Consider the following 19,353-nt stretch of genomic DNA (forward strand, 5'->3'; position numbering starts at 1 on the left):
CCACCGGCCGACCCGGTACGCGATCAGTCCCGTGCTGCGGCCAGGCCCGTCAGCGTCCTCCGGTCTCCGGCGGAATCCGCGTCCGGCCGCGTGACCGTCTCGACGGCGGCGCACAGCTCCTCCGGCGTGAGCGCGGCCAGGAGCCTCCGGTGGTGATCGAGCAACTCCTGTGCCGTCCGGCGCAGTTCCGCGGGGTCGATCGGGAGGAGGGGAAGCGCGAGCCCCTCGGCGAAGCGGCGGGCGAGCTCGGCGCGCAGTTCACCCGTACCGGGCTGACGGACGGTCAGCGACAGGTGGAAGGACAGGCCCTCGGTGTGCCCGACGGCCGAATGCGCCGCACCGCGGGGAACGTACAGCACCTCACCGGCGTGCACCGTGGTCTCCAACTGCACCGGGCCCGGGTCCGCCTCGGGCCCGGGCCGCCAGTTCCCGTCGGCGGGCGGGTGGTGGATCTGCCACCGCTTGCCGCCCTGCAGTTGGAGCACGAAGACGTCGGCGTCGTCCCGGTGGGCGGGGAAGCCGCGCCGACCGGGCGGGGTGACGAAGAGGAAGGCTTCGACCCGCCGGCCCAGTTCGGCGCCGAGCCGGTCGGCGAAGGCGGCCGTTCCGGCGTGCCAGTGCTCGATGTTGCGCATCACCAGGGTGGCACCGGACTCGACGTGTCCCCTCACCTTGTCCGGGTCGGCGTAGCCGCGGAAGTCGCGGTCGACGAGGTGGCGGGTGCCGGTGTACTCGCTCTGCTCCAGCGCCTTTCCGTCAGCGACGACTTCGAGATAGGGGACGCGCAGCAGGCCCGAGGCCAGCACGGTGTCGACGTCCGCCAGTCCGACCGGCGCCGCGAGCGGGACGGGTGGGCGCAGCACGAGGGCCTGGCGGCGCCAGGCCGTCGCCAGGAACGGTGCGGGGTCGCCGACCATGGACCGGAGAGTTTCCATCGGGGATCGGCCTTCCGTCTCTTCGGGAGCATTTCGCCGTGCGGTGGGACGAGGCGAACCTAGGGCCCGCCGGACGAATAGCGCAAGAATCGCCGGACACTTCCCCGGATGCTCTCCCCGGAGCATCCGGACCGTTCCACCGATCCGTGCCGTGATTTTTCCGCACCGCACTCCTTTTCCCGATCCACCGGTTCGCACGGGCGGGAGCAATTACCCCGGGCGTGTCGGATCCGCTCGACGGGCAAGGGAGTCGGGGGGCGCGCTGCTCCGATGCCACCGATCGGTGCAATCGTCGGGGGGGCCGGCCATGGTTCCGCGCCGCCGAATCGATTTCTTGTCGCTGTCGAAAGGCTGAACTAGGGTGGCCCGGAAAACCGGAGGACCCGGCGTTTCCCGCTGCTGTGCGGGGCACCGGCCCCGGTGGGTCCTCCGCGCTTTCCGGAGGAAATACGCACAGGGGGAGCTGCCCGTGTTCTTGGGTGTCGAGATCGGCGAGCCGGGGTCCACCGGGCCCGCCGGGGCCGGCTGCGTGCGGGCCGCACGACTGGCCGAACAGGGGGCGTTCGCCTTCGTGACCCTGGACGAGTCCCTCGTCCCCCCGGCCGGGGCCGGAACGGCCGGGCCTCCGGCCGGGCAGAGCCGGTTGAACCCGGTGACCGCACTGGCCCATGTCGCACCGCTGACCACGTCGATCGGGCTGCTCGCGACGACGACCGTCAGCCACCTCGAACCGTTCCACGTGTCGAAGGCCCTGGCGACGCTGGACCACGTCAGTTCCGGGCGCGCCGGCTGGTGCGTACGGGTGTCCCGGAGCGCGGAGGAGGCAGGGCTCTTCGGGGACCTCGCCCCGTGCGACCTGCCGGCCAGGTACGAGGAGGCGGCCGAGTTCGCCACCGTGGTCACGCTGCTCTGGGACAGCTGGGCGGACGGTGCGGAGATCCGCGACAGCGCCACCGGGAGGTTCCTGGACGGGACCAGGATCCGTGCGGTGGACCACCGGGGCAAGTACTTCCGGGTCAAGGGCCCGGGGATCGTCCCGCGGCCGCCCCAGGGGCATCCGGTCATGGCGGTGCGGGTCGACGCGGACGAGGACCTGCCGCTCGCGGCGTGCGCGGACCTCGTCCTCGGCCGCTTCGACCGGGTCGTCGCCGCCCGTCCCCGGCTCGGCTCCGGGAGCCGGACGGTCGCGGACCTGTACATGGACTGCCGGGGACTCCCGCCCGGCCGGTGGGCCTGGAGGACGGACGGCCCGGTCGGGACCGGCGGCGTCCGCGACCTCGCCGATTTCCTGCGGGCCGCGGCGGAAAGGGGATCGGTGGACGGGTTCCGTCTCGTCCTCGCCGATCCGGCCGTGGAACTGGGCCGCTTCGTCGCCGAGGCCGTCCCCGTGCTGCGGGCGGACGGCCTGCTTCCCCCTGCGGGCGGGCCGGACGGGGCCCGTCGCACCTTCCGCGAACGTCTGGGCCTGCCGCACCGAGCGCCCAACCGGCTGTTTCCGTGAACCCTCAGTCCCGTCCGGCCCATCGAAACGCTAGGAAGACCGCAGTGAACCTTGGACGGCGCCGACTCCACCTGGGCGTTCTCTTCCCGGTCAATCCGACCACCACGGTCTGGCAGGGCGGCATGCCGGGCAGCCAGATCGACTTCGCCGCGATCGCCGGGCTGGCCGTCGCTGCCGAACGGGGCAGGTTCGACTACCTGCTGCTGGCCGACGACCTCCGGCTGCCCGAACGGAACGGCGCGGTGACCGAGGTCGGGGTGGCCGGCCGGCACGACCTGCTGACCGTCCTCTCGGCCGTCTCGGCGGTCACGGAGCGGTTGGGCCTGGTGGCCACCGTCAACACCACGTTCAACGAGCCCTACGACATCGCCCGCCAACTCGCCACCCTCGACCACCTCGCGAAGGGGAGGGCCGGTTGGAACGCCGTGACGACGCCGGACGCCTGGGTCGGGGAGAACTTCCGCCGGGGCGGCTTCCTCCCGCACGCCGAACGCTACGAGCGGGCCGCGGAGTTCGTCGGGCTGTGCCGCGCTTTCTGGCAGGGCGGGGACGGCACGCCGTCGGCCCACCAGGGCCGTCACTTCCGGGTGGAGGGCCGCCCGGTGACCGCTTCCGACGGGACCGAGCCGGTCCTGGTGCAGGCCGGGGACTCCGAGCAGGGCCGGGAGTTCGCCGCCGCCCACGCGGAGGTGATCTACAGCCGGAAGAAGGGCCGGGCCGGTCTCGACTTCTACGCCGATGTCAAGGGCCGGCTGGCGAGCCACGGCCGCGATCCGGGGCAGCTGCGGATCATGCCCGCCGTCACCTACGTGGTCGGGGAGTCCCGGGCGGAGGCCGAGGAACTGGCGCGGGCCAGGCGGCTGGAGATCGTGACGCCGCAGATGGCGACCCACTACCTGGAGGCGCTCTGGGGGTGCGACCTCTCTGCCTACGACCCCGAGGGCCCGCTGCCCGACATCGGTCCGGACCTGGACGGTGCGGCGGCTTTCGTCACCGGTCGGCCGACCGCCATGGACGCCCGGAGGCGGGTCGACCGGGTGGCGTTCCTCCGCCAGGTCGCGGAGTCCAGGAAACTGTCGATCCGTGGGCTCGTGGCCCTGGTCACGCACACGAAGGCGCTGGCAGGCACCGCGTCCGACATCGCGACCGAGATGATCGACTACGTCGAGGCGGGCGGCTGCGACGGCTACATCATCGTCCCGGACCGGGCGCCCGACGGGCTCGACGACTTCGTGGAGCACGTGGTGCCCGAACTCCAGTCCCGAGGAGCGCTCCCCGCGGAGTACGGGTCCACCACCCTCCGGGGCCACCTCGGCCTGCCGGAACGCCTACCGGCCCGGCGCTGAAGGATCCCGGGCGGACCCGCCCCTGCCGTGCGAACGCCGGCCCCGAGCTCCCGATGACGACGGGCGCCCGGGGCCGGTTCCGTTCTCGGCGCGCACCGCCGGATGCCGATGGAGCCCGGCCGATGACACGGATCGCTGTCATGGTCGGACGCCGCCCCTGCGCGTCTTGGTGGAAATCCCGCCCGATCCTTGTCGGCCGCCGAATCCCGAGAATATCGTCCTTCTCGAAGCCGAACGGAACCGGACGTGAAGTCCGCACCGTTTCCCGGTGTTCCCACAACGATCAGGAGGTTTTTCCATGGGTGAGAACGAGAACCTGAACGCCACTGCCGAGGCGACCGAGAACGACGAGTTCCGTGACGAGGACCTGGAGGGCGTCGCCGGCGGCGAGTCGCACCGCTACCTGCTCTGACGGGCCGCACGACCCGGCCGCGTTCCGGCCCCGCCCGGAACGCGGCCCGCAGCATTTCACAGGCGACCAGGAGGAGGTGTTTGTCGTGCAGGACCAGTTGACCGATCCGAAGCGCGCGGTGGCGGAGATCGGCGAGAAGTTGAACCGATTCCTACGCTCGTCCCGTTACGCCCAGAAGCGGGCGGAAATCGAGGGGATCGTTGAATTCAGTCGCACGACGGCCGAGGAACGCCTGGCCGGCATCCTGGCCCACGCCCGGGACCGGGTGCCCCGCTACCGCGCGTTGCAGGACCGTGCGGCGCTGACGCTCGGAGACTTCCCGCTGACCCTGAAGACGGACCTGCGGGACCGGTTCACCGACTCGATCAGCCGGGACGAGACCGGCCGGATGGAGCCGGGCCACTACTTCATCCACGAGACCAGCGGCAGCACCGGCCAGCCGGTACGGCTGCTGACCACCGCGGAGACCGGTGGACTGTCCAGCCTGGTGATCGCCGAGCGGCTCAACCGCTACCTCGAACTCCCGGACACCGGAACCGAGTTGAACCTCGGGTTGCAGTACGAGGGCACCCCCCTGGTCGAGGCCGGCTACCTGCCCCGCCCGTACGTCCGGTGCAACCTCCGGGGCTTCGACCCGTCCTCCCCCCGCATCGCGCAGACCTACGCGGCGACCGTCGGGGCGTTCCCCGTCGACCGGATCGTCGGTACGTCGAGCCGACTGGTCGGCCTGGCCCGGTACTGCCTGGAACGGGGCGTCGAGCTACGGCCGAAGGCCGTGGTGGCCTCCTACGAGCACCTGCCCGAGGAAGGGCGCCGACTGATCGAGGAGGCCTTCGGGCGGTCGGTCACGACGGTCTACGTGACCTCCGAGACCGGGCCCGCGGCCTGGGAGTGCCGCCGGGGGAGCCTGCACTTCCAGGACGACGTCGTCACCCCCGAACTCCTGCCCTACCAGGGCGACCCGGCACTGCGGAGCATCACCTTGACCGCGCTGCTGTCCCGAGCGATGCCGGTGCTCCGCTACGTCACCGGCGACCTGTCCGCCCCCGCGACGGACTGCGGCTGCGGACTGCCCGGCACCGCCGTCCACTCGCTGGTCGGACGCTCGAAGGCCACCCTGGTGGGCGCCGACGGCTCGGTCTACTCGCCCTACGCCCTGCTGGCGGCCCTGTCCAACGCCGGGCTGCCGGACTTCCAGGTGCTCCAGGAGCAGCCGGGGGACCTGCAGCTCATCGTGCCGGAGCCGACCGCGGAGGTCCGCCGGTGCGTCGAGGCCATCGACGACGACCTCGCCGCGTACTTCGCCGACGGCCGGGGGCTGCGCCTGCGGCTGTCCGCGGCCGACACGTTCGTCCTCAGCGGCCGGGGCAAGCGCAACCCCGTCGTCCAGCGACTCGACGTCGCACCCGGCGCCGTCGAGGGCACCGGGTACCTGCGCTCCGGGGTTCGCAGCCCTGCCTACACCGGCCCGGTGCCCCAACGTCCTTCCGTTCCGTAAAGGAGATGGGGTCATGACCGGATCGCTCCTGCGCGTGGTGGGCTCGCTGGAGGAATTCCCTCCCGTCCCGGACGCCCTGACGGTGTTCCTGGCCGGCGGCATGCGCGACTGCCCCGACTGGCGGCAGTGGGCCGTCGACGCGCTGGCCGAGCACTGGTACCGGTCGGGAACCGGGCGCCCCGTCACGGTGTTCAGCCCCAGCCGGGCCGTACCCGGCCGTCCGTTCAGCCCCGAACTGGTGCGCTGGGAGCACGAGGCACTCCGCTGCTGCGACGTCGTCCTGTTCTGGTTCCCCCGCGGCAACGACAACGCCCCCGAGCAGCCGATCGCGCTCTACGAGCTCGGCGTGGCCGCCGCAACGTTCAAACCGATCGCGGTGGGGGCCGAGCCCGGATACGCACGCCGCAACGACGTGACGACCCAACTGCGGCTGATCCGCCCGGACCTCCCGGTCCGCCAGGACCTGGACGCCACCATCGGCGACGCGGTCCGCACGCTGCGCCGCACCGGGGAAGCGCTGGGCGCGGCGTACTCGACCGCCGCCACTCTCCAGGCCGTCTGAACGGCGAGCGACGCGCCGTCCGCAGGAAGGAAGCCACACCGTGCAGTTCCGTGAGCAGGCTCTGGCCAAGCTCCAGTCCACCGCCGACCTCGGGGCGGCGGCCACCCTCGCCAAGCCGCGCACCATGGTCGCGGTGGTCATGGTCACCGTGCTCGTGGCCCTCGGATCGCTGTGGGCGGTCACCGGCGCGATCCCCCGCCAGGTCACCGTCCCCGGCATCCTCACCTACGGGGACGGCAGTTACACCCTGGACAGCTCGGTGTCCGGACAGATCACCGGCGTCTTCGCCCAGCAGGGAACCACCTTCCCGGCGCAGGCCCCGCTGTTCACCGTCCAGACCGAATCCGGCCAGCAGACCGTCCGCGCCTTCAGCGGCGGGCGCACCACCGCGATCCTGGCCCAGGTCGGCCAAGTGGTCACCGCGGGCACCCACCTCGCGGTCGCCGAGCGCATCAGTGGGCCCACCGACCCGCTGATCGCGGTGCTGTACGCGCCGACGAGCAGCGCCGGGCTCATCACCCCCGGCAGCAGCGTGGACCTCGACCTGCGCTCCGCTCCCGCGCAGCAGTACGGGGTACTGCGGGGCGTCGTCGAGTCGGTCAGCCAGTTCTCCCAGACCCAGGGGCAGATCGCCGGCTTCCTCGGCGACACCCAACTGGCCGGCCAGTTCTCCGCGCAGGGCCAGCCGATGCAGGTGGTCGTCCGCCTGCTGCCCTCGGCCGACACCGCGAGCGGGTTCCAGTGGTCCACCCGGACCGGGCCGCCCTACCTCGTCGATTCCCGCACACTGGTGAGCGCCTCCGTGCACTTGCCCTCGGTCAAGCCGATCGGCTGGGTGCTGTCGTAGATGTCCGAGTCCACCACCTCCCTCCTCTCCCGGGTCCGCGGCCTGCTGCGGCGCCGTCCCGCCCGCCGGGTCAAGCCACCGGTGGTCTTCCAGATGGAAGCGCTGGAGTGCGGGGCCGCCAGCCTCGCCATGGTCCTCGCCCACTACAAGCGTTACGTGCCGCTGGAGGAGCTGCGGGTCGCCTGCGGCGTCTCCCGGGACGGCTCGAAGGCCTCGAACGTACTCAAGGCGGCGCGCCGCTACGGCCTGACCGCCACCGGGCGCCGGATGGACACCGAGGCGCTGTCGAAGCTGGCACCTCCGGCCATCCTGTTCTGGGAGTTCAACCACTTCGTGGTCCTCAACGGGTTCGGCCGCCGCCTGGGCCGGGACGTCGTCCACCTCAACGACCCCGGCACCGGACCGCGGGTCGTCGAGCTCGCCGATTTCGACGAGAGCTTCACCGGCGTGGTGCTCACCATGGCACCGGGCCCGGACTTCCGTCCCGGAGGACGCCGCCCCGGCGTCCTCGCCGGAATGCCGACCCGGCTGCGCGGGAGCTGGGGGCTGCTCGCCCTGAGCACCTGGATCAGCGTCCTGCTCGCAGTCGTCGGCGTGGCCTACCCGGCCCTCACCCGAGCCTTCGTCAACAACGTCCTGCTGGGCGGCGACCACTCCTTCCTGACGCCGTTCTTCGGCCTGATGGCGGCCACCGCGCTGATCACCGGGTCCCTCGCCTTCCTGCGCCAGTCCTTCCTCCTGCGCCTGCGCATCTCCAACGCGACGATCAACAGCAGCCGCTTCCTGCGACACGTCCTCAGGCTGCCGATCAACTTCTTCGTGCAACGCAGTCCGGCGGACATCAGCAGCCGGGTGCAGTCCAACGACCAGGTCGCCGTCACCCTCTCCAACGACCTGTCGAGCACCCTGGTCAACGCCCTCGTCGTCGTGGTGTACGCGGCCCTGCTGTGGTCCTACGATCCCTGGCTGACGGTCCTGAGCGTCTCGCTGTCGCTGCTCAACATCGTGGCCCTGCGGACCGTCGCCCGGCTCCGGGCCGGCGGGGTCAGCCGACTGGCCAGCGACGAGGCCCAGCTGCTGATCACCTCGTTCAGCGGCCTGCAACTGATCGAGACGATGAAGGCCACCGGCGGCGAGAACGCTTTCTTCCGCCGCTGGGCCAAGGAGCAGTCCGCCGTGGTCACCGGGCAGCAGCGGATCGGCGTCCCGAGCGCCGTGATGGCGGTGGTCGCCCCGGCCCTGGCCTCCGTCACCACGGCCATGCTGCTGCTGATCGGCGGCCTCCAGGCGGTCCAGGGAAATCTGACGGTGGGTCTGCTGGTCGCTTTCCAGGCACTGGTGTCGGCCTTCGCCAGTCCGATCGCCCAGCTGATCGCCGTGGGGCAGCGGGTCCAGGACTTCGGCGTACAGGTGACCCGGCTGCGCGACGTGGAGAACTACCGGCCGGAACCGCGCCCCGAGCCGTCCGCCGTGCCCGGCGGGCGGCTGGCCGGGAACCTGACCTTCGACCGGGTCACCTTCGGCTACAACCAGTTGGAAGCCCCACTGGTCAGCGAGTTCTCCTTCTCGGTGGGCCCGGGGCGGCAGATCGCGCTGGTCGGCGGCTCGGGCAGCGGGAAGTCCACCGCGGTGCGGTTGATCTCGGGCCTCTACCGCCCCTGGGAGGGCTCGGTGGACATCGACGGCCTGCCCCGCGAAGGCATCGCTCCCGAGATGCTCAGCGCCTCGGTGGGCTTCGTCGACCAGGACGTCTTCCTGTTCGAGGGAACGGTCCGGGACAACATCACGCTGTGGGACACCTCCGTCTCCGACGAGCGCGTCATCACCGCGCTCCGGGACGCCGCGGTGTACGACGTGGTCTCCTCGCGCCCGGGCGGCATCCACGCCCGGGTGGAGGAGGACGGCCGCAACTTCTCGGGCGGCCAGCGCCAGCGCCTGGAGATCGCCAGGGCGCTGGTCCGGAATCCGCGTCTGCTCGTCCTGGACGAGGCGACCAGTGCCCTGGACGCCGAGACGGAGCTCCTGATCATGAACAACGTCCGCCGCCGCGGCTGCGCCACGGTCGTCGTGGCGCACCGCCTGAGCACCATCCGCGACAGCGACGAGATCGTCGTACTGAGCCGGGGCGACGTGGTCGAACGGGGAACCCACGACGACCTCGCCGCGGCCGGCGGCGCCTACGCCCAGCTGATCAGGGAGCACTGACGCATGAGCACGACATCCATCGGCGCCGGGCGGCCGTCGGCCGCTGCGGCGCCGTGGCGGCCGCCCGCCGGGATCGGCACCGAAGCCGATTTCGGCCCGGGGCACGTTCCGCTGGCCGGCCAGGACACGCTGTGGATGGTGACAGACGGAGCCGTCGACCTGTTCACCGTGGAGGGTGCCGAAGGCGGCCCGTGGCACTTCGTCGGCCGCTTCACCCGGGGCGCCGTCCTGCCCGGGGCACCGGCCGACCGGGCCGCCGTACCGGTCCTGCGTCCCGTCCGCGGTGCTCGGGTCCGCCGCCTGGACGGCGCCGACCTGGCGGAGCTGCTGCACGCGGACACCGGGGACCGCACCGGACCGTCCGACTGGCGTGCGGCGCTCTGCCAGGGGATCGACAGTGGCCTCGAAGGGCTGCTGGCCTTCGTCACCGAGCGGCCGACGACCCGGGAGCAGGTGCTGCTGGCCGCCGGGGAGCCCGGCGCCCTCGCGGACGGCGAGCTCGGGCGTGCGGCCGCCGAACCGGTCTGGGTCGAGATCCTCGCCGGCCGGCTGCGGGTCGGAACGTCCGACAGCGGGGAGTGGCTCTCCCGCGGCGACACCTTCGTGGTTGGCAAGGACAGTGCGGTCCACGGCGGTCCGGTGGCCTCGCTCGCCACCCGCTCGACCGCCGAACTCCTGGCCGACGGCCGGTTGTGGGAGTGCCTGGCCGCCGTGCACGCCCGTCTGCTGCGGATGGCGGACCGGGTCGTCGCCGCCGACAGCGCACAGGCCGAGGACCGGATCCGGGCCGTGCGCGAGATGGAGGACGCGCTCGCCGACCGGGCCGACCGGGTCCTGCGGGCGGTACTGCGGCCCACGGACCACGTCTCGCGCAGCGGCCCCGTCCACACCGAGGACGCCACCGAGGCGGCCTGCCGGATCGTCGCCGACGAACTCGGCATCCCGATCCTGCCCGCCCACGGGGCCGCGGGCACCGGCCGGATGGGCCCGATCGAGGCGGTCGCGGTGCGTTCCCGCTTCCGCATCCGCGCGGTCGACCTGGAGAGCCGGTGGTGGCGCACCAACATCGGGCCCTTCGTCGGGCGCCGCACCGCCTCCGGCGAACCGGTGGCATTCGTCTGGCGGCGCGGCCGCTACCTGGCCTGGGACCCCGTCACCGGCGAGCGCAGCCCGGTGCGCGAGCAGAACGCGGACGGGTACGACGACACGGGAGTGCTGTTCTACCCCCCGCTGCCCGAGAAGCCGATCGGCACGGGCCGGCTGGTCCTGTTCGGCCTGCGGGGCAGCGGACAGGACCTCCGCAACCTGGTCGTCTTCACCCTGGTCGCGGTCGCCGTCGGTACCGCGGTACCGATCAGCACCGGCCTGGTCCTGGGCACCTTCGTCCCCAAGGCCCAGACCGACCTCATCGTGCAGGTGTGCGTTCTGACGCTGGTCGCCGCCCTCGCGTCCGCCGTCTTCGCGGTCATGGAGAACCTGGCGCTGCTGCGCATCGGGGGACGCTTCGAAGCCACCCTGCAGGCCGCGGTCTGGGACCGCCTGCTGCGCCTGCCGGCTCCGTTCTTCCGCCGGTACTCCACCGGTGAACTGGCCAGCGCGGCACTGGGGGTGAAGAACATCCGGACCGTGCTGATGAACGTCGGCTACGTGGTGCTCTACTCCGGCGTGGTCGCCCTGGTGAACTTCGCGGTGATGTTCTGGTTCAGCGTGTCGCTGGCCCTGCTGACCGGCCTGTACGTGCTGGTCGGCACGGGGTTCTTCGTCGTGCTGGGAGCCCGGCAGATGAAGTGGCAGACCCAGTCCTTGGACTTGGAGCACAAGCTGGCGAACCGCGTCTACCAGCGGTTGCGAGGCCTCCCCAAACTGCGGGTGGCCGCGGCGGAGAACCGCGCCTACGCGGCCTGGGCGAACGAGTTCGCCCAGCAGAAGGAACTCCAGAAGCGCATCGGTCGCTACCAGAACGCGGCAGCGGTCTTCAACGCCGTCTACCCGCTCCTGTGCGTGCTGGTCACCTTCGCAGTCGTCAGCGGTCCGGCCCGCGGCACCCTGACGATGACCAGGTTCCTCTCCTTCCACGCGGCCCTGGGCATCGTCCTCGCGGCCCTCATCCAGGTGACCAACTCCCTCGCCTCGGCCTTCTCCGTGATCCCCATGTTCAACCGGATGAAGCCGTTGCTCACCGAACTGCCGGAAGCCTCGGACGCGCACACCGTTCCGGGAGAGCTCACCGGGAACATCGAGGTGAACCGGGTGACGTTCCGCTACGACGAGAACAGCCCGCCGGTACTCGACAACGTGTCCCTGAGCATGCGGCCCGGCGAGTTCGTCGCGATCGTCGGCCCGAGCGGGTGCGGCAAGTCGACCCTGCTCCGACTGCTGCTCGGCTTCGAACGCCCCACCGGCGGCAACGTCCTGTACGACGGCCAGGACCTCGCCACGCTGGACAGCGTCGCGGTGCGGCGGCAGTGCGGCGTCGTCCTCCAGCAGACCAAGCCCTTCGCCGGCACCGTCTTCCAGGCGATCACCGGCGCCCTCAACTACAGCCACGACGACGCCTGGGCCGCCGCCGAACTGGCCGGCATCGCCGCGGACATCCGCGCCATGCCGATGGGGATGCACACCCTGGTGAGCGACAGCGGGACCTTCTCCGGTGGCCAACGACAGCGCCTGGCCATCGCGCACGCCCTGATCCGCCGCCCCCGGATCCTGTTCTTCGACGAGGCCACCAGCGCCCTCGACAACGAGACCCAGCGCATCGTCACGGAGAGCACCCGGCAACTGAACGCGACCCGGGTCGTCATCGCACACCGGCTCTCCACCGTCCTCGACGCCGACAAGGTCGTCGTCCTCGCCGAGGGCCGGATCGCCGAGTGCGGGGCGCCGTCCGAACTGCTCCGCGACCCCGAAAGCCTCTTCCACCGACTGGTGCGCAGGCAGATCCACGAATCCGAAGGGGCACTGACATGAACCGCCCGAAGAGAACGCTCCGGCTGTCCGCCGCCGTGGCCGCCCTCCTCCTGGGCACAGCCGGCTGCGGCACCCTGCACAGCGACGGCGCGGGCAGCGCCCCCACGGCGCAGGCCGCGATCTCCCGGGCGGACGCGCTCGCCGTGGTCAACCGGTACGACTCGACGAACAACCAGGTCAACGACGCCCAGGACAGCGCGGGACTGAGCGGTATCGAGGCCGAGCCGCTCCTCACCGCGGACGTCGCCTGGATGCGGATCAGCAAGCAACTGAACCAGCCGGTCGCTCCGATCAACGACCAAGGCATCACCGTCTACCCGACCACGGGCACCGCCTTCCCCCACTGGTTCCTGGCGGTCTCCAGCCGTTCCCAGGGAGGGGTCCCCTTCCCCGGCCCGACCTACCGGATCTTCGTCCAGGAGACGGCCGGGGCGCCTTACCTGGCCGCCTACTCCCTCACCGTCACCGGCCCGGTGCCCAAGATCGCCGTGGACGCCCAGGGCACCGCCACCGCGGTCTCCGGGGCGGACGGCCTCCTGCTGTCCCCCGACTCGCTGGCCGCCGGAATCCTCGCCCACTACCAGCAGAACCTCGTCGACAAGGACGCCTTCGCCCACAGCGGCCCGCTCGACGACAACCTCTCCAACGGCTACGCCCTCGGCACGAAAGCCCTGAACGGTCGCGGTACGACCCTCACCCGCACCCTCGACCGCGTCCTGCCCCGTACTTTCGCCGTCCGCACCGAGGGCGGAGGCGTCCTCGCGTTCACCTCCGACGTCCTCATCGACACCCTGACCCCGATCAAGGCCGACGGCACGGTCTCCCTCTCCGCGAAGGGCCGCGAGGCCGCCCAACTGGGCAAGCCCGACGGCGCCACGGCGAACCGCTTCACCATCAGCCGACTCGAAACCTTCCTGACCCACATCCCGACCGGCTCCGCAGGAACCAAGGCCCAGGTCCTCGGCTACAGCGAAGTCCCCACCACCGTCAACTGACCGTTCCCGTCCAGAAGGAGCCCCCGTCATGGCAGACACGACCCCCACCCGCGAGACCACCGACGCCACTGCCCCCGAGATCGACGAGGAGATCAGCGACGGCGACCTCGACGCCATCGGCGGCGGTGACGGCGGCCAGCCCACCTACCCGCCCTACGTCTGATCCCTGAGCCTCCGCGCCGAAGGCCGTTGCCCCGACTCCCGGGGCAACGGCCTTCCCTCGTTGCCGGACCACCCGTCCAGTCGCCCTGGACACGCGACGGATTCCTGGGCCCGCGCCCGAAGACCTCCTGGGGCGGGGCCCGCGCCCGCACGACAGCGCGCCCGGTCGACTCCGACGGGCAAGCGATCGGTGCGCGCCTGTTCTCGGGTCCGGCCCCTCCGGCGGCTGTGCTCGTCGGCTCTGGTGACGACCCGCGTGTCGGGGCCGGTGGCCGAGGCTCCGGCTGGCGCCGCGGTGTCCATGATGGTCGAGGCGGCAAGACCAAGGGACGGTACGGCGGTCGGCCGCACACATCTTTGCCGGGGCAGTGCGGCCTCGCACCGAGCAGTGGTGCCGTGGGCATCAGTGGCTGCGGCAGGGTCGTGTCCGTTCTGGTGGGAGTCGGGCGTAGCACTCGTGGTGGATGGCATGCCCCTCCCCTGTGCGGGGGCGCACCGGCGCTGCCCCGGCAGGAGGGTGGAACGGCGGAGGAGCACACGGCATCGATGCGTTCGCGCCCCGGTCGGCTGCGGCGGACCACCCCTGCCCGACCCGTTGATCCGGTCCACACGCAGAGGGCTTCGAGGCCGGGCCGGCGGAGCGGGGAACGGGTACGCGGCGGAGGGGAGACCCGCGGCCGGGCCGGTGAGGGGGTCAGGGTCGGGATGCCTCTCCAGGAAGGCGGTGGATTCCTTTTCCCGGTGCCACCCGTGACGAGGCGTCATGCCCGGCCCGGAACTCTTCCGGGAAAGGGACACTGCATCTCAGCATCGGGTATCTCCAGGCGCCGGAGCCGGTCGCCGCCGACGCGGAGGCCGTTTCGGCATGCCCGCACAGACACCGCCGGCCCCGCTCATCGGTCCCGAGAGCCACCCGAGACCTCCCACCGGCCCCGAACACCTGCACCCGAGGCCCGCAAAGCAGAAGATCCCACCCAGCTTTGCCATCTGGACGGGATCTCGTGAACCGTTCACGACCTGAGTCGTGAACGGCCCGTTGGCAGGTCGTTCACGGACCGCTCCGACCTGGGGCGTTGACCAACATTGCCGCACCACTTCCCACCAACAGGAAGATCGCTTCCCATTCCGGCATGCCCACGGGGCCGGCTTGGCCGGAGGCGCATCACCCCCTTCGACATCGCCAGTGACCTCGGACCTGCCTGGTCACGCCAGCGGCGTGGTACCGGCATCAGGCTGTCTCTCGATCGCCCCGTCTTGCTCGGCGATCCGGAAGGCCGCGGCTCGGCCGGAGGGCTTCCCGTCCGGTACTGGCCCTGAAGCCTCACAACGGGGTCCCGGCCGCAAACTGCCGTCCCCTCCTCCGGCGTCCGTCCTGCAAACAACCGGTGCCCCGGGCGCCAGAACCGCCGACTGCGATACCTCCTCCCGGCGCACCTGTCCCCCGGACAGGCCTACCCGAAGCGGACGGCGCCGACCGCTCCGCGTGCCTTGCCGACCCGCTCTTGGAGCAGTGCGGCCGCGGCCACGGCCTCACGCACCAGACCGGACGCCTCCTCCGCCTCGCGCCCGGGGGCGAGCCGCACCAGGGCGTCTGTCTGTGCCAGGAGCTTTGCCAGCCCGGCGGCGAGTTCCTCCAACTGCTCCAGGGTGTTCGCCGCGTCCGAGGCCCTGCTCCACACGATTTCTCCCCTCCCCAGGTCGTCGGCCGCTTCTGCCACCCGCTTCACGGTGTCCTTCAGCATGTTCACCGGGTCGTACGCCACTGGTTCTCCCCTGTCTCCGAGGAATCGTTGGGCGGAGTATCGCCCGGACAGCGGCTCCCCGGCGGTGGAACCGGCCAGGTCGGCCGGAAACGGACTGCCCCGCACCCACGGCGACAGCGCGTCGGAGACATCCGTACCGGGTGTGGGCAGGGCTGGGGAGAGCATCCGTGCACGGGCCCCGGCAGCGAGCTGCCGGGGCCCTCGGTCGCACGGGTCAGCGGACGTGGAGGGTCAGCGCGGGCCACTTGGCCTGGTCGAGGCGGTTGAAGAGGTCCTTGATGTGCTCGGGCGAGAGCTTGATGCAGCCGGCGGACTTGTAGTCGGTGTCGCCGTCCCAGCGCCAGGGGTCGTCGTGGTGCGGGGTGTCGGGGGCCTGGGTGCCGTCGCTTCGCATCTCGCTGTGGATGTAGAGGGCGCCGCGGGTGACTGCCTTGTGCCCGGCCTTCGGCTTGCAGGCCTTGTCCTGCAACTGGATGGCGTAGCCCTTGATCTTGGAGCTGTCGTGGTGGGTCTCGTGGCCCTCGACCCTGTAGGTGCCGTCGGGCAGCCAGCCCCGGTTACTGGCGCACTCGTCGGTGACGCCGACGCCCGAACCGGCCCGGTAGCTCTTGACCACCTTGCCGTCGTGGACGAGGGAGAGCCTGGAGTCCTGGGGGTTCTCCCAGTTCTTGTCGAACTCCAGGAAGTACCCGGTCGAGGACCGGTTGTTGTAGTCGGCAGCGACGAGGGCGGCGCGGGTCTCGGGACCGACCACGCCGTCGGCGCTCAGGTGGTGGGCGCGCTGGAAGGCGGTGACGGCGGCCTCGGTCTCGAGGCCGAAGATGCCGTCGACCGTCAGGTGGTGGCCGTTCTCGTTCAGCTCGCGCTGGAGGTTCTTCACCGACTCGCCCTTCGAACCGCTGCGCAGCACCGTGCCGCTGGAGACGCCGGCGGACCGGTGACTGCCGGTAGCGGCCCGGTCGGACAGGGTGGAAGGGCCTACCGCGTTCGCGGTCGCGGTGGCGCCGAGCAGCAGCAGGCCGGCCGCAGCGAGGACGAACTTCCTGCGGCGGCGGACACCGGAGGCGGTACCGGCGTCAGTGGTGGGCTTGTCGGTGCCTCGCAGGATCGAGGCGGGGCTGCGGGTGCTGTCCTTGGTCATGATCGTTCCTTCTTCTTGGCAGGGCGTTCTGGCGGAAGGCAGGGAGAGGATCAGCAGCGGGGGCGGTTGAACCAGACGACGGCGTCGGGGCGGGTGGCGAGGTAGGCGATCAGGGCGCCGCCGGCAAGGGTGGCCAGCGCCCGTACGACGGCCCCGGACCCGGTCCCCGCTCCGGCGACAGCGAGGGTGAGCACGCCGATCAGGCACTGCCACACGCCGAAGGCGACGGTGGCGGAGCGCAACGTGCTGCGGCCGGTCGAGGCCCGGGCGGCGAGGACGACGGCGGCGACGGCGTGCAGGGCGGCCCACACCAGGGCGAGCTGCGCGAACTGCACCCCGGCCTGCGCGGCCTGGCCTTGGCCGTGGACGGCGCCCGCGTACCAGGCACCCTCGTACTGGGCGAAGGAGTCGCGCAGCGCCTGGGCCTGGAGGAGCGCCCCCGTGGCGAGGAGGAGGTTCAGCGCGGTCGAAACGATCAGCGCGACCCGCATCCGGAACACCGATCGAGGCAGCGCCCCGGCCGGGGCGCCGAGGGGCAGGGGTTGACCGAGCGGGACAGATGGGGCGAACGCGGGCCTGGGCGGCACGGGTGCGGACGGGGCGTGGGCGAGGCCGATGCGGGGGTGGTTCTGCGTTCCGTTCTGCACTGTCATTCCTTCGGGTACGCGTCTGCGCTCGGGCATGGCACAGCAGGCCCGGCAGGCGTTGAGTAGGAGGCGCCGGGCTGTCTTCACCGGCTGACCACCACTCTTGCATGACGGAGCGTCAGGTCCCTACGCTGTGGCACCCGTTGGCCCATGCGGAAGAATTCGAGCCTATGCATGGGCCATGACCTGCGACTATGCGCAGATCGAGGCGAAGGGTGGTACACCGCAATGCCGCACAGCCGAGATGCCGACAAGTCCGAGCCGCCCACCACCGCACGCGTGGAGTTGGGGAAACTGCTGAACCGGTGGCGCTACGACGCCCCGGGCAAGCCCTCCCAGTCATCGGTGGCGAGAAAAGTTGCTCTGACCCAGCCGATGGTGTCCAAGTACGAGGCCGGCGTCCATGTCCCGTCACGGGAGGTCGTTCGCCTCCTCGCCGAACACTACGGACGCCCTGCCGCCGACCTCGAACACGCGCTCGGCATCTGCGCGAGGGCCGAGCAGGAGAACCGCGGCGGCGAGAAGGCCGAGCAGCCCGCCCCCGAGCCGCCCACCGGCACCTCCCACCCGACTGCCCGCCGACAGCGGCTTCTGTGGCTCGGGGGCGTCCTTGTGCTCGTCGCTGTCGGCGGCGGCGCCTACGCGGTGTGGGGCCACTCCGACCCGGCGGGGCACAAGAACCAGGCGGCCCCGCCTGCCAACTCGTCCGCAGCGCCGTCCGCGAAGGAGACGGCCTCCTGTTCCGGCATCGCCTGCCTGCACACGGACCCCTCGAACACGGCCTGCCAGTACGACGCCGTCACCACCGCCGACGGGCGGGATTTCGGCGTGTTCGTCGAACTGCGCTACAGCCCGTCCTGCCGGGCGGGCTGGGCTCGAATGGACGGCGGATCACCCGGGGACAGGATCCAGGTGTTCGGGACGGAGGGCAGCCCGCCCGAGCTGGAGGAGTACCGCCAGCAGTCCGGGCACACCGCCCACACCAAGATGGTGCAGGCGCCCGTACCCGCCGGCGCCCGGGCCTGTGCAGTCGTCCAATCCAGAGGCACCGTCTGCTCGACGCCCCTCCCGGGTACCTCCTCTCCCCAGCCCGGGACGACCGTCCAGGGTCGCTGAAACACCAAGCGCTCCGCAACAACCGGACGAGCGCACTCGCGGTAAACGGCCAGCCGGTACGCCTCGGCCGTCGTACTCCATCGCTCTCCGGCCACGGCCGACACACCGTGGCCGGCCGTGGCCGCCCGCGCCGACCGGCGACGCCCCCGTTCGGGCCGGACTGCAACCGTCCCGTGCCCGCCGCGTCAGCGGCCGGTCGAACAGGACCGGCACCCCGCAGCGCTGCGACACCTGTGGGGCCTTGCGTCGCGACGAGGTCTGGGACTCACCGTTCCGAGGGAGCCAAAATTTATCGGTGCAGACAGCTGTCGACACCGTGCTGCGCGGGCCCGGGGCGGAGCGGCACCGCCGGGCACCGCCGGGAGCAGCGCGGATCAGCGTGGTGCGGCCCGGTCGCGGAGCCGGGCGGCGGCGGCTTCGAGCTGCTGGGCCTCCGGGTACCGGCCGGTCCGGGCCAGATGCCCCGCCAGGGCCTCCCAGGAGTCGGCGAGGGCGACCGATTCGTGGGCCGGGTGGAGCGTGGGAAGGGCAGTCAGGCGCTCGACGGATTCGAGGGCGAGCCCGGGCACCACGGCGTCGTTGCCGAGCGCCGCATGGCGCAGGGCGAGGTTCGCGAGGACGTGGATGACGCCCTCGCGGTAGTCGGCGGACCCGTCGGAGTCGAGGGCCCGGTAGAGCCCGAGGGCCTCGGTGAGGACGGTGAGGGACTCCTCGTCACGATCGTTGTCCGCCAGGCGGACAGCGTGCTTGTTGAGGCAGCGGGCGAGTTCCGCGCGGTGCTCCTCGGTGGGCTCCACCAGGCGCAGCAGCGCGACCGCCTCTGCCGACAGCGGGAGCGCGTCGCCGTGCCGGCCCAGGACGGCCAGGCGGCTGCTGAGGCTGTCGAGGGCGTCGGCCAGGCGCGGGCGGCCGAGCACCGGATGCGCCGCGGTGAACCTGCGGAACAGGTCGACGGCCTCGGTGGCGGCGAGCAGCGCCTCGTCGCGGCGTGCGGCCCAGGCCGCCACGAGACCCAGGTTGTGCAGGGACACCGCCAACGCCAGGCACGTCTCCAGGCCGCCGACGGTGGCGAACAGCGGACGGGCGAGGCGCACCGCCTCGCGCCCCAGCGGGACGGCCCGCCCGAAGTCGCCGGCGGAGGCCAGGGCGAGAGCGTCCCGGTTGAGGTCGTAGATCCTGTTCAGCTCGGGCTGGGACATCGGGTCCTCCGTGAGGCGGCCGGGCCGGGTGAGCCCAGCGACAACGGGGAGGACGCT

15 protein-coding genes are annotated in these 19,353 nt (G+C 71.7%); 10 read left to right on the forward strand and 5 right to left on the reverse strand.

Annotated elements, in window-relative coordinates:
• Positions 1–23 precede the first annotated feature (23 nt).
• On the reverse strand, positions 24–935 hold the full coding sequence (locus tag ACIOHG_RS31215; RefSeq protein WP_400955601.1) for a JmjC domain-containing protein: 912 nt from the start codon (positions 933–935) through the stop codon (positions 24–26).
• A 469-nt stretch (positions 936–1,404) separates the two neighbouring features.
• Between ACIOHG_RS31215 and ACIOHG_RS31220 the strand changes: the two genes are divergently transcribed.
• From ACIOHG_RS31220 to ACIOHG_RS31260, 9 genes are all read left to right on the forward strand, one after another.
• Positions 1,405–2,436 (forward strand): LLM class flavin-dependent oxidoreductase, encoded by a 1,032-nt coding sequence (locus ACIOHG_RS31220; RefSeq protein WP_400955602.1) that lies wholly within the window; start codon positions 1,405–1,407, stop codon positions 2,434–2,436.
• Between the two features lie 44 nt (positions 2,437–2,480).
• Positions 2,481–3,782: an LLM class flavin-dependent oxidoreductase gene (locus tag ACIOHG_RS31225; protein WP_400955603.1), complete on the forward strand. Its 1,302-nt coding sequence runs from the start codon at positions 2,481–2,483 to the stop codon at positions 3,780–3,782.
• Between the two features lie 497 nt (positions 3,783–4,279).
• Positions 4,280–5,692 carry a phenylacetate--CoA ligase family protein gene (locus ACIOHG_RS31230; protein WP_400955605.1) on the forward strand — a complete coding sequence of 471 codons (1,413 nt, stop codon included), beginning with the start codon at positions 4,280–4,282 and terminating at the stop codon, positions 5,690–5,692.
• Positions 5,693–5,705: 13 nt separating this feature from the next.
• Positions 5,706–6,254: a nucleoside 2-deoxyribosyltransferase domain-containing protein gene (locus ACIOHG_RS31235; RefSeq protein ID WP_400955607.1), complete on the forward strand. Its 549-nt coding sequence runs from the start codon at positions 5,706–5,708 to the stop codon at positions 6,252–6,254.
• Positions 6,255–6,294: 40 nt separating this feature from the next.
• Entirely contained in the window at positions 6,295–7,101 is an 807-nt protein-coding gene (locus tag ACIOHG_RS31240; protein ID WP_400955608.1) for an HlyD family efflux transporter periplasmic adaptor subunit, read from the forward strand.
• A complete protein-coding gene (locus ACIOHG_RS31245; protein ID WP_400955610.1) occupies positions 7,102–9,306 on the forward strand; it encodes an NHLP family bacteriocin export ABC transporter peptidase/permease/ATPase subunit in 2,205 nt (734 codons plus the stop codon). It abuts the gene before it with no gap.
• A gap of 3 nt (positions 9,307–9,309) precedes the next feature.
• Complete coding sequence (locus ACIOHG_RS31250; protein ID WP_400955611.1) at positions 9,310–12,273, forward strand: NHLP bacteriocin export ABC transporter permease/ATPase subunit; 2,964 nt, start codon at positions 9,310–9,312, stop codon at positions 12,271–12,273.
• Positions 12,270–13,268 carry a hypothetical protein gene (locus ACIOHG_RS31255; protein WP_400955613.1) on the forward strand — a complete coding sequence of 333 codons (999 nt, stop codon included), beginning with the start codon at positions 12,270–12,272 and terminating at the stop codon, positions 13,266–13,268. The genes ACIOHG_RS31250 and ACIOHG_RS31255 overlap by 4 nt, the downstream gene beginning before the upstream one ends.
• Positions 13,269–13,296: 28 nt before the next feature.
• Positions 13,297–13,431, forward strand: a complete 135-nt coding sequence (locus tag ACIOHG_RS31260) for a hypothetical protein (protein ID WP_400955614.1) — start codon at positions 13,297–13,299, stop codon at positions 13,429–13,431.
• A gap of 1,450 nt (positions 13,432–14,881) precedes the next feature.
• Here ACIOHG_RS31260 and ACIOHG_RS31265 read toward each other — a convergent pair.
• The 3 genes from ACIOHG_RS31265 to ACIOHG_RS31275 form a co-directional block, all read right to left on the reverse strand.
• Positions 14,882–15,193: a hypothetical protein gene (locus tag ACIOHG_RS31265; RefSeq protein ID WP_400955616.1), complete on the reverse strand. Its 312-nt coding sequence runs from the start codon at positions 15,191–15,193 to the stop codon at positions 14,882–14,884.
• Positions 15,194–15,407: 214 nt separating this feature from the next.
• Positions 15,408–16,334: a peptidoglycan-binding protein gene (locus ACIOHG_RS31270; RefSeq protein WP_400955617.1), complete on the reverse strand. Its 927-nt coding sequence runs from the start codon at positions 16,332–16,334 to the stop codon at positions 15,408–15,410.
• A 50-nt stretch (positions 16,335–16,384) separates the two neighbouring features.
• On the reverse strand, positions 16,385–16,825 hold the full coding sequence (locus ACIOHG_RS31275) for a hypothetical protein (RefSeq protein ID WP_400955618.1): 441 nt from the start codon (positions 16,823–16,825) through the stop codon (positions 16,385–16,387).
• Positions 16,826–17,209: 384 nt separating this feature from the next.
• Between ACIOHG_RS31275 and ACIOHG_RS31280 the strand changes: the two genes are divergently transcribed.
• The gene (locus ACIOHG_RS31280) at positions 17,210–18,097 is read left to right on the forward strand and encodes a DUF2690 domain-containing protein (protein ID WP_400955619.1); all 888 of its coding nucleotides are present in this window, start codon (positions 17,210–17,212) and stop codon (positions 18,095–18,097) included.
• Between the two features lie 374 nt (positions 18,098–18,471).
• Here the strand turns inward: ACIOHG_RS31280 and ACIOHG_RS31285 are convergent, their stop codons facing one another.
• Positions 18,472–19,296, reverse strand: coding sequence for a hypothetical protein (locus tag ACIOHG_RS31285; protein WP_400955620.1), 825 nt, complete (start codon positions 19,294–19,296; stop codon positions 18,472–18,474).
• Positions 19,297–19,353 lie beyond the last annotated feature (57 nt).

The sequence above is a fragment of the Kitasatospora sp. NPDC088134 genome (assembly GCF_044741705.1).
Classification (GTDB): Bacteria; Actinomycetota; Actinomycetes; order Streptomycetales; family Streptomycetaceae; genus Kitasatospora.